The organism is Cloacibacillus sp. (genome assembly GCF_020860125.1).
In the GTDB taxonomy this organism is placed as follows: Bacteria; Synergistota; Synergistia; order Synergistales; family Synergistaceae; genus Cloacibacillus.
Window position 1 is genome coordinate 1 of the sequence record NZ_JAJBUX010000061.1, and the last position, 11254, is coordinate 11254.

Here is an 11254-nt window from a genome sequence, read left to right on the forward strand (position 1 = left end):
GCGAAGCGGGGTGAGGGAGAGTTGACCTTAGGTTCTTCCGCGGCTTTTGCCGCGGGCTCTGTTTGGCGCGGTTTCCGCTCCAAACAGAGCAACACTCCTTCCGTCTCGCCGCAAAAGCGGCGGCGATCCACCTCTGATGTAACTACCAGCCGAATCGCACAAATCAGAAGAGCTCTGATTTGGCTCCCTGGCCGCCTCGGAGAGGGAGGCTAAAAAGGCAAAATCAAAAGAAAAACCGCTATTTATCTTTTACCCTGCCGGAGATAGATCATCGTTACAATATATTCCCGCGGTCTCGCGGGATTCTTTTTGTTATAATAGATAGACGAATAGACATACTTTTGGTCGAAAGAAGGATCACGCATGATAGATTACGAGGAACTCTCCGAGATGCTCAAGGCTCTTTCCGACCCCAACCGGCTGATGATCGTGGAGATGCTCTCCGGCGGAGAGCTATGCGCCTGTAAGCTGCTGGAACGTTTCAGAATAACGCAGCCCACCCTCTCGCACCACATGAAGACCCTTCGCCAGGCCGGACTCGTCAAAGGGCACAAGGAGGGGAAGTGGATGCACTACACGCTTGACGGCGAGCGCTTCGCGATGCTGACCGACGCGATCGGCGAGCTCACGGGAAAAGAAAAATGATGTGCATATGCTCATTGACAAAGTGGGCATATGCACATTAAGATATATCCAGACTTTTGAAGGGGGAAAACGCCATGGCCGGGAGCACAAAATGCCGCCGTGTATGCGGCCGTCCCGCGGCTCTGCGCTTTATGCCGGACGCCCGCGCGGCGGAGATTCTCGACCTCTCGCTTGAGGAGCTCGAGAGCCTTCGCCTCTGCGACCTCGAGGGGCTCGACCAGGAGACGGCGGCCCGCCGTATGGAGGTATCGCGCGGCACTTTGCAGCGTATCATATATTCCGCGCACGCCAAGGTGGCCGAGGCTCTCTGCACGGGCAAGGGCATCTTTATCAACGGCGGCAACTATGAGATCGCCGGCGAATGGTGCGGCGGAATGGCCAGATGCAGGCGCTGCCCCTTTATCATCGAGAGCGACAGGGCTTTCAGGGAAAGGATGGAGAGGATCATGAAGAACGGAATAATCGCGGTAACGGCGGAAGAGAACGGTGAAATATTTCAGCACTTCGGACATACGCGCTGGTTTGCGCTCTATGAGATAAAGGAGGGCGCGGTGGCTTCGCACTGGCTGATCGACGCGGAGGGCAGCGGCCACTCGGCGCTCGGCGGTTTCCTGAAGGAGAACGGCGTGGACCTTCTCATCTGCGGCGGTATCGGCGGCGGGGCGAAGAATGTTCTCGCGGCGGCGGGCATCGAGCTGGTCTCCGGCGTCAGCGGTTCCATCGACGAGGCGGTGAAGGCTTTCCTCTCGGGAAGGCTGAAGGACGACCCGGCGGCGGAGTGCGACCACCATCACCATGGCGAGATTGAGGGCAGCTGTCACGGCTGCGGCCACGGAGAGGCGCACGGCTGCCATTAAGTTTCAATAACGCATAATAAATTATTAAAAGAGCGGCGGCCCGCGCGGAAATCACACGGCCGCCGCTCTTTTTTCTAAATGTGGGGTTGGCGCCCAGGGCAACCGTATCAAGGAGAATCAGGGAGAAGGTAAACGGTGATTTAGCTTCTGTCCTTGTAGCCTCCCTCTCTGAGGGAGGTGGCGGCCGCCTGCTTTTGGCGGCTGACGGAAGGAGTGTTGCTCAGTTTGGCGCAGTTCCCGCGCCAAACTGAGTCCGCGGCGAAAGCTGCGGGAGAATCTAAGGTCAACTCTCCCTCAGTCTCGGCGAAAAACATCGCCGAGCCAGCTCCCTCTGGGAGGGCGCCTTTAAGGGCAAAGTCAAAGGCTAAACCGCAATTTACAGTTTTTCCTATCCGGTGGAAATTGACGTTTATCGCCTCTGAGCATTATTGACGCGTTTGCACTAGGCTAATACCTCATTATCTTGACTGGAAGTATTAACTGTAGGAGCGCCGCCGTCCGCGCGGCCATAGCTTCGTCTGTTCTCTCTTTTTGTCTTTTGACTAGGATAGCTTCTCTTTTTTTGTTAATGACGCGGCGGAGGACCAGACGATTCTGTTTCTGCCGCCCTCTTTTGCCCTGTACAGGGCCTCGTCGGCGCGCAGGATGAGCTCTCTCACCGTTATTTGCTCGTCCGGCTCCTTATGGTGGAGGCCGATGCTGACGGTGATGTGTTTTTCTTCCCCCGCCGCCGGCGCGCAGCGCAGCGATTCGACGTCCCGGCGGATTTTCTCCGCCGTCAGGTTTGCCTCCAGAGCCTCTTTGCCGTAGAGGAAGGCGATGAATTCTTCGCCGCCGTAGCGCACGAGATCCGCGCAGCGCCCGCACAGCTCGCCGCGAAGGTATTCGGAGATATCTATCAGCAATCTGTCTCCCGCGAGGTGTCCGTTACAGTCGTTGTAGAGTTTGAAGTGGTCGATGTCGATCATCAGGCAGGCTGCCCGCTCTCTTTTGGGGAAACGCTCGCAGATGACTTTTCGCAGGTAGCGGCGGTTGTGAAGCTGCGTCAGCGAGTCGGTCATCACCTCGCGGCTGAGAGTTTTGTTGGCCCGCTCCAGCTCTTTATACTGCCTCTCGATAACTATTTCGTCGCGTTTTATCCGCAGCTGGCTCTTATAGAAATAGTTTGCTAGCATAAAGGCGATGATGGCGACGAAGAGGCTGTTGGTGAAGTTGTTGAAGGTTTGGTTCAGCCCGTTCGGCCAGGGGAAATATGGCAGCAGCGCGTTTAGCAGGATAAAGTTCCCGCCGTAGAGCAGGAGGCTCTTCCAGGGCTGCATCAGGGAGATGGCGGCGCTGATGATGGCGACGTAGGTGTAGACGGAGAGGCCGTTGCCGCCGAGCTGGTCGTTCAGGGTGAGCGCGGTGCTCCAGAGGCAGAGCAGCGCGATGTAGATATGCTCCGTGATGAAATAACGCCGGTAGTTTTTCGGGTCATTATGAAAGAAGCGGTCCTGTATTAGGGTCACGGCACAGGTAACGGCGATGAGCAACAGATAGAGGATGAAATACGCCGTCCGCCGCGGTTTGAGAAAAGGCCCGCCGTCCTTGGAGGAGATGAGAAAGAGCATGAATACCTCAAAGGCGATGATCAGCAGGTGGAGGACGAGCTGCGGCCGCCTCACGCTTTCATAGAGACGGAGAAATATTTCGTCTTTGTCCCCGTCGTCCTGCTGAAAACCCAGAAAATGTTTCAGGAGTGAAATCATCCTTCGGCCATTCCTCCCATATATGCACCCGCGTGGCGGTCAGCCACCGGATACCCAGGCTGATGCATTGATCGCTCCTCATTATATAGTAAAAATGAGCCGGGATATAGTGGTGGGAAACGTTATCAGGGCAAACGCATCAAGAAAAATCAGAAAGAATGTAAATGGCGATTTATCTTCGACGGGGTAAACGATAAACAGCGGTTTTCCTCTGTTTTGTCATTCCTGGCCTGACCCGGAATCCAGCGGCCCAAAAGTCCCCGGGTACCGGCTCGGGGGCCGGTGTGACAAAACAACGGCAAAACCGCAATCTATCCTTTTAGTTTACCGGGAGGGAAAATGAGCCGCCTTTACCGCCGCGGCTCCGGCGTCTTAAGCCTTTTTGGATACCCAGCGGTCATAGAGCATGGCCTTTTCCAGCGCCATGCCGCACTCGTCGAGCATCACGCGGATCATATTTTTCTCAAAGGCGGAGAGCGGCGGCAGCGACCGCGCGGCGACGGCGGCGACGGCGAGGACGCTGCCGCCTCCGTCGCCGCGCACGGCCATGTATAGGCATTTCGCGCCGGGCAGCGTGTCGGTGGTCGCGCCGGCGCGGTGGTTATTTGTGCGCACCCATTCGGCGACGCCCATCTCCTCCTCGCTTTGATAAATTTTCTCCGCCTCGGGCAGCTCCGCCGGGGATATCAGCGAAAGGGTTCCCCGCGGCGTCTCCCCGTAGATGAATACCGGCCTGTCGAGCAGCTTGCGCAGCTGTTTTTCCGTGACCTCCGCCGTGGCCGCGAAGCCCTCGGATTTGTTGAGCAGCTGGCTTGTCTCCAGCAGGACCTCCGTCATATAGGCGTTGCCGGAGGCGAGCTCCGCCTGCCTTTTGATGCGGGTCGTGAGGGAGCTGGTGAGCAGGCTCGCGCAGAGCATGACGGCGAGGATGGCGGGATAGGCGGGGTCGTACATCGTGAAGGAGTAGAGCGGTTCGATAAAGAGGAAGTTGAAGGCCGCGACGCTCGCGAAGGAGAGCGCGACGCCGTAGACATGCCCGTGCGTCCAGATGGAGGTAAAGAGCACCGCGAGCATATAAAAGGCGATCGTGTTGATGTTCTGGAAGCCCGCGCGGAAGAAGGCGAGGGAGAGCAGCGTCGCCGCGGCGAAGATCAGCGCCGCGCGTACCGTGTCACGCCAGGAGAGCTCGACGCCGCGCGCGCCGTAACGTTTTTTCGCGCGATACGGCGGCTGCCGGTCGGGGATTATGTAGACGTCAAGCTCGGGGGCGGTCTCCGTAAGGTGGTCGATGAGGCTCTTTTTTCTTCCGAAGAGGCCGTTTTTATGGTTGGTGCGTCCCAGCACCACCTTTGTCGCGCCGCTTTGCTTGGCGTACTGCGCGATCTGTTCTGAGATATCGTCGCCGTAGGCGGTCACGATCTGCGCGCCCAGGTCCTCCGCGAGCTTTATGTTCATCTGAAGCCGGCGGCCGTTATCCCCGCCGCCGGGTCTGCCGCCGCCGGTCTCCACGTAGAGCGCCGTGAAGCGGCTGTGAAAGGCCTCCGCGAGGCGCGCCGCCGTGCGGATGACCTTGGCGTTGGAGGGCGCGGCGGAGACGCAGGTGATAACATGTTCGCCGGCGTTGACGGCGCCTCCCTCGGCCATCGCCGCGCGGTTCTGTTTGTCGGCGGTGCGGCGCAGCGCGATTTCGCGCAGGGCGCCGAGGTTTTTCTTGGTGAAGAAGCTGCCGAGCGCCTTTTTCGCCCGTTCATTTTTATAGACCTTGCCGGATTCTATGCGCTCTATGAGGTCGTCCGGTTCAATGTCGATGACTTCGATCAGTTCCGCCCGGTCGAATACGTCGTCGGGCACGCGTTCGGCGACGGTTACCCCTGTGATCGAGGCGACGATGTCGTTGAGGCTCTCGATGTGCTGCACGTTGACGGTGGTATAGACGTCGATCCCGTAACGCAGCAGCTCTTTGATGTCCTGGTAGCGCTTTACATGGCGCGAACCGGCGGCGTTCGTGTGGGCCAGTTCGTCGACCAGTATCAGCTGGGGATGGCGGGCGAGCGCTCCGTCGAGGTCAAATTCGCTGAGCTTCATGCCCTTGTACTCGACGCTCCGCGTCGGCAGCACCTCAAGGCCCGCAAGCAGCTTCATCGTTTCGGGGCGCGTGTGCGGCTCCACGTAGCCGACGACCACGTCCACGCCCTGTTTCTTCGCGCGTCGCGCCGCCTCGAGCATCGCGTAGGTTTTGCCGACGCCGGCGGCGTAGCCGAAGAATATTTTCAGCGTCCCCTCGCCCTTGTCCGGCTGGCTTTTCAGCTGCGAGAGCAGCTCTTCGGGGGTGGGGCGTCTCATCTCTTTCATCTCATCTTCCCCTTTTTAACGGGCGCAGCCCGCCGCCATTAGGATGGCGGCGGGAACTTTTTTCGCCGTTACTTCTTTAGGATTCCATCCAGCTCAAGGTTGACCTTCAGGACGTGGACGCGCGGTTCGCCCATGATCCCCAGAAAACGTCCCTCGGTGTGTTTCTTGATGATCTCCGTCACCCTCTCTTCCGTGAGGCCGGTGGCCGCCGCGATGCGCGGTACCTGGTAGAGCGCGGCGGCGGGGGAGATGTGGGGATCGAGGCCGCCGCCGGAGCTGGTGACCAGCTCAACGGGAACGGGTCTGTCTCCCATCGCAGGGTTTGCCGCGCGTATCTCTTTAACGCGTTCGGTGATCAGCCCTTCAAGCTTTTCTCCTGCGGGGCTCAGGTTGGAGGGCCAGGCATAGGCCGCCGGTTTGCCGTCAGCGCCGGTGAAGCCGGTGTCGACGTTCATCTGGCGTCCCCAGAGGTGGGCGGGCGACCTGTAGAGCTGCCCGAGGTTCTCCGCGCCGTATTTTCGCCCCTCGATCCTGATGATGGAGCCGTTAGCCTGGTAGGGGAAGGCGATTTTGGCGATCGCCGTCACCGCGAGGGGATAGATGATCCCCGTGATTACCGTCATCAGCGCGAAATATATTATCGAACGTATTGTGACTATTCTCAATGTCATGATCGTACCTCTTTTCAAGCGGTCTTTTAGGCCAGAATTCCGGTCCCGATAAGGATCATGTCGATGATCTTTATCGCGATGAAGGGAATGACGATCCCGCCGACGCCGTAGATCATCAAATTTCTCATCAGCAGCTGTCCCGAGGATTCCTCTTTGTATTTTACCCCCCGGAGCGCGAGCGGGATGAGCGCCACGATGATCAGCGCGTTATAGATCACCGCGGAGAAGATGGCGCTCTCCGGGCTGTGCAGCTTCATGATGTTCAGCGCCTGAAGCTGCGGGAAGAGGACGACGAAGAGCGCCGGGATGATCGCGAAGTATTTCGCGAGGTCGTTGGCGATGGAGAAGGTCGTCAGCGCGCCGCGGGTCATCAGCAGCTGCTTTCCGATACGGACGATCTCTATCAGCTTCGTCGGGGAGGAATCGAGGTCGACCATATTGCCGGCCTCCTTAGCCGCCTGCGTGCCGGTGTTCATCGCCACCGCGACGTCGGCCTGGGCGAGCGCGGGGGCGTCGTTCGAGCCGTCGCCCGTCATCGCCACCAGATGCCCTTTGGCCTGGTAGTCGCGGATCAGGGCGAGCTTCGCCTCAGGCGTCGCCTCGGCGAGAAAATCGTCGACCCCCGCCTCCGCCGCGATCGCCGTCGCCGTCACGGGGTTGTCGCCGGTGATCATGATCGTCCTGATGCCCATTTTGCGCAGGTCCGCGAACTTTTCCTTCACACCGTCCTTGATGATGTCCTTCAGATAGATCACGCCCAGCACGCGGCCGTTCTTGGCGACTACAAGCGGCGTGCCGCCGAGCTTCGCGACGCGGTCTATGACGTTGCGGCACTCTTCGCTGAAATGGCCGCCCGCCTTTTCGACGTAGGCGCGGATGGCGTCCGAAGCGCCCTTTCTGATCTCGCCCTCTTTGCAGTTCACGCCGCTCATGCGCGTCGTCGCGCTGAAGGGGATGAAGGAGAGGCGCTCGTTTTCCAGCTGGCGTTCGCGGATGCCGAACTCCTGCTTGGCGAGGACGACGATGCTGCGCCCCTCGGGGGTCTCGTCCGCGAGGGAGGATAGCTGCGCCGCGTCGGCGAGGTCGCGTTTGGAACAGCCGTCTACGGGGATGAACTCGCTCGCCTGGCGGTTGCCGAGGGTTATGGTGCCCATCTTGTCAAGCAGCAGGATGTCCACGTCGCCCGCCGCTTCGATCGCGCGGCCGCTCATTGCTAGCACGTTGGCGCGGTTCAGGCGGTTCATCCCCGCGATGCCGATCGCCGAGAGCAGCACGCCGATGGTGGTCGGCGCGAGGCAGACGAGCAGCGCCGCCATCGCCGTGACGGAGAGCGGGTTGGCCGCCCCCTCTTCCGAGGCGAGGAGGCCGGAGAAGGTGTAGAGCGACATCGTCACGAGGACGAATATTATCGTGAAGGCGATCAGCAGTATCTCAAGGGCGATTTCGTTCGGCGTGCGTTTGCGCGCCGCGCCCTCGACCATCGCAATCATCTTGTCGAGGAAGCTTTCTCCCTCCTCCTGTGTCACGCGGACGACGAGCCAGTCGGAGAGGACCGTCGTACCGCCGGTCACCGCGCTGCGGTCGCTGCCCGCTTCGCGGATGACGGGGGCCGATTCGCCGGTGATCGCCGATTCGTCGACGGAGGCCGCGCCCTCTACCACCTCTCCGTCCGCGGGGATCTGCTCTCCGGCGTGTACGATGAAGAGGTCGCCCTTCCCTAAGGCCGCCGAGGCGACGTCCGTAAAGGAGTTGTGGTCTTTAGGGTTTGAGAGCAGGTGCGCCGTGACGTCGCGGCGTGAAGCCCTCAAAGAGTCGGCTTGGGCCTTGCCGCGTCCCTCGGCGATCGCCTCCGCGAAGTTCGCGAAGAGCGACGTCAGCCAGAGCACGGCGGCGATTCCCGCGGTGAAGCCGAATGGGGCGTCGTCTATACCGCACAGCGAGAGAGCCGCGAGGACCGTTGTGAGTATCGCTGAGATGTAGACCAGCAGCATCACAGGGTTTTTCGCCTGTGTGGCCGGCGCTAATTTTATGAAAGAGGCTTTAAGGGCCTCGGCCGCTATCTTGCCGCTTGAATAGCCGGGCATATTTTTATTGACTGACATTTTAGATCAGCTTCCTTTCAGAAAACCCTAGAACATTCTCAGGTGCTCGACGATCGGCCCTAGCGCCAGCGCCGGGAAGAAGGAGAGCGCGCCGACAAGCAGCACGATGAGGATGAGCAGGAATACGAACGTCATATTGCAGGTCGAGAGCGTTCCCGCCGATTCCGGCGTGTGCTTCTTCGTCACCAGGCTGCCGGCGATCGCCAGCGTCGCGGTCATCGGGACGAAACGTACAAAGAGCATCACGAGGCCGATCGCCGAATTGAGAAACGGGGTGTTCGCGTTGAATCCCGCGAAGGCCGACCCGTTGTTGCCGCCCGCGGAGGAGAAGGCGTAGAGCAGCTCCGAGAAACCGTGGGGGCCTGGGTTGTTCATGCTTGCGGGCACCGAGGGCACCAGCGCCGCGATACCGCTGCCGATGAGGATCGCCACGGGGGTCGCGAGGCAGATGAGAACGGCCATGCGCATTTCGAAGGGGTCGATCTTCTTGCCGAGATACTCCGGCGTGCGTCCGACCATCAGCCCGATGATAAAGACCGTCAGGATCACGAAGCCGATCATTCCGTAGAGGCCGCAGCCTACGCCTCCGTAGATGACCTCTCCCAGCTGCATCAGCAGCATCGGCACGAGGCCGCCGAGCGGCGTGAAGCTGTCGTGCATCGCGTTGACCGAACCGTTGGAGGCGGCGGTCGTAAATACCGCCCAGGTGGCGGAGCTGGCGATGCCGAAGCGGCTCTCCTTGCCCTCCATATTGCCGCCCGGCTGCATCGTCGAGCTGATATCAACATTCCCGCCCTGAGCCAGCTGCGGCGTCGCCGCCTGTTCACAGTATCCGACGATCGCCAGCGAGGCGATGAGCACGAGGAACATGGCGAGGAAGATGGCCCTTCCCTGCCGTCTGTCCTTCACGCCCCTGCCGTATGAGAAACAGAGCGCCACGGGGATGACCAGCAGCGCCAACATCTCCAGCAGGTTTGAGAAGGGGGTGGGGTTTTCAAGGGCATTCGCGGAGTTTGCGCCGTTATACCCGCCGCCGTTCGTCCCGAGCTGCTTTGGCGCGACCTGGCTTGCCTGCGGCCCCATCGGGACGATTTGCTGCGAGACCGTGGCGCCGTCCTCAAGCGTGACCGGCTCCATCAGCTCCACCGTCTCATAGGGCAGATAATTCTGCATCACGCCCTGGGAGACGAGCGCCACGGCGATGACCAGCGAAAGCGGGATCATCACATAGAGAACGGCGCGCGTGATGTCCGTCCAGAAGGAGCCGATGCCCTTTGATTTAACTCTTACGATGCCGCGTATCAGCGCGAAAAGCACCGCGATCCCCGCGCCGGCGGAGACAAAATTTTGTACCGTCAGGCTGAGCGCCTGGGAGAAATAACTCAGAGTGTTTTCTCCCGAATAGGCCTGCCAGTTTGTATTGGTGACGAAGCTGGAGGCGGTGTTGAAGGCCAGGTGCCAGCTAAGGCCGGGGAGCCTCTCCGGATTGAGCGGCAGATGACCCTGCAGCATCAGCATCGCGGTGAGGCCGACGAGGCAGACCGCCGAGAAGGCCAGCGCGCAGAGCGCGTAGAGCTTCCAGCCCATGTCCTCATCCTTGTCGACGCCGAGAATTCTGTAAATCACGTTCTCGCAGGGGACAAGGACCGGTGAAAGAAAGACTCTCTCGCCGTTCATCGCCTTGGCGATATAGCTGCCAAGCGGTAGCGCGATCCCCACGAGAATTGCGACATAGGCGACATACTGTATCACGGAACTCATGCTCTTACATCCTCTTTCCTGAAAATTTTACCTGTCGGCCCGTTTGACTTTTTAGACGGGATCTCATCCTCATGGGGCCCGCAGTCGCAGTCCTCGAAGGCATACCTCTTTATATTGGGGCTCTCGACAAAAAAGCTCCCCGAAGCTTCCATATTGAAATGCGCCGGACGATAGCCGGGGTTGAGCGCCCAGGCGGCGCGAAAGTGCCGCATCGCGCCGCTGTGGTCTCCGCTCTCCTCCAGCAGTATGCCGAGCAGGTTATGTGGCTCCGCCGCGTCAGGGTAACTCTCCATCGCCTTTGCGATGCGCAGCGCGCACTCGGCGTGGTCATACTTCCTGCTCATGATGCTTTTCTTTATATAGGAACAGAGCTCCGCCAGTCCCTTATCGCCGGTCGCGGTGGTTTTTTCTTCAGCCATCGTCATTTCCTCCTAATGCGTTCTCATTTTTCTCAGACTCATGATTTGTCGTCCTTCAGCAATGTGTAGCACAGCCAGAAAAAATATATACAGGCGATAACGCCGCTTGCTATTACGATCAGGTGCATCTGTGCAGCCCCCCTTGTCATCTTGTGAGGCAGATTCTACAGAAAAAGCTGTGAAAGCGATGTGAGAGAGTTAGCCTGGATGTGAAAATCCTGTGAGAAATCGGCGTTTATACGCGCCGCTGACTTAGCTCAACAAGGGCGGAAAATCCTCAACGCACCAAAGTGCGCCTGCGGTTTTCCGTCCTTATTTCGCGTCATCATCGACACGTCTAAACGCCGATTTCCTTTGGGTGGGGAAAGAGATAAATTACGATTTAGTTTTTATATTGTCATTCCGGGCTTGACCCGGAATCTAGTGACTTGGGGTTTGTTTTTCCCGCATGTCGTGAAACAGCTCCGGAGACACTGGGCTCCGGCTCGGAGGCCGGAGCGACAGGACAAGGGCACACTGCGGAATAGTTTCAATATGCTAAACGATAAATTACGGTTTATCTCTTGTTCCCTCTCAAAGCTAAATCGCTATTTATCTCTTTTCTATAAAAAATGTAAATAGGTTTTGTGAATTTTACATGATAACAGGAAAATCGGCGCGAAGAAGTGCCGTAGGCTAAATAAGCCGGTCCCTAAGTAC

General features: G+C 59.0%; 9 protein-coding genes. 2 read left to right on the forward strand and 7 right to left on the reverse strand.

Features of this window, described 5'->3' with window-relative positions:
* Nucleotides 1-363 precede the first annotated feature (363 nt).
* The gene (locus tag LIO98_RS07720) at nucleotides 364-645 is read left to right on the forward strand and encodes a metalloregulator ArsR/SmtB family transcription factor (protein WP_291955083.1); all 282 of its coding nucleotides are present in this window, start codon (nucleotides 364-366) and stop codon (nucleotides 643-645) included.
* A gap of 74 nt (nucleotides 646-719) precedes the next feature.
* Nucleotides 720-1502 (forward strand): NifB/NifX family molybdenum-iron cluster-binding protein, encoded by a 783-nt coding sequence (locus tag LIO98_RS07725; RefSeq protein WP_291955085.1) that lies wholly within the window; start codon nucleotides 720-722, stop codon nucleotides 1500-1502.
* Between the two features lie 140 nt (nucleotides 1503-1642).
* Here the strand turns inward: LIO98_RS07725 and LIO98_RS07730 are convergent, their stop codons facing one another.
* From LIO98_RS07730 to LIO98_RS07760, 7 genes are all read right to left on the reverse strand, one after another.
* Nucleotides 1643-1816 carry a hypothetical protein gene (locus LIO98_RS07730; RefSeq protein WP_291955087.1) on the reverse strand — a complete coding sequence of 58 codons (174 nt, stop codon included), beginning with the start codon at nucleotides 1814-1816 and terminating at the stop codon, nucleotides 1643-1645.
* 228 nt (nucleotides 1817-2044) lie between these two features.
* Nucleotides 2045-3250, reverse strand: coding sequence for a GGDEF domain-containing protein (locus LIO98_RS07735; protein WP_291955090.1), 1206 nt, complete (start codon nucleotides 3248-3250; stop codon nucleotides 2045-2047).
* Between the two features lie 372 nt (nucleotides 3251-3622).
* Nucleotides 3623-5602 carry a DUF4118 domain-containing protein gene (locus tag LIO98_RS07740; RefSeq protein WP_291955092.1) on the reverse strand — a complete coding sequence of 660 codons (1980 nt, stop codon included), beginning with the start codon at nucleotides 5600-5602 and terminating at the stop codon, nucleotides 3623-3625.
* A 68-nt stretch (nucleotides 5603-5670) separates the two neighbouring features.
* A complete protein-coding gene (gene kdpC / locus LIO98_RS07745) occupies nucleotides 5671-6273 on the reverse strand; it encodes a K(+)-transporting ATPase subunit C (RefSeq protein ID WP_291955095.1) in 603 nt (200 codons plus the stop codon).
* 26 nt (nucleotides 6274-6299) lie between these two features.
* Nucleotides 6300-8375, reverse strand: a complete 2076-nt coding sequence (gene kdpB, locus LIO98_RS07750; protein WP_291955098.1) for a potassium-transporting ATPase subunit KdpB — start codon at nucleotides 8373-8375, stop codon at nucleotides 6300-6302.
* A 27-nt stretch (nucleotides 8376-8402) separates the two neighbouring features.
* Complete coding sequence (kdpA, locus tag LIO98_RS07755; RefSeq protein ID WP_291955102.1) at nucleotides 8403-10136, reverse strand: potassium-transporting ATPase subunit KdpA; 1734 nt, start codon at nucleotides 10134-10136, stop codon at nucleotides 8403-8405.
* Nucleotides 10133-10555 (reverse strand): hypothetical protein, encoded by a 423-nt coding sequence (locus LIO98_RS07760; RefSeq protein WP_291955106.1) that lies wholly within the window; start codon nucleotides 10553-10555, stop codon nucleotides 10133-10135. Before LIO98_RS07760 ends, kdpA begins: the two co-directional genes overlap by 4 nt.
* Between the last annotated feature and the right edge of the window lie 699 nt (nucleotides 10556-11254).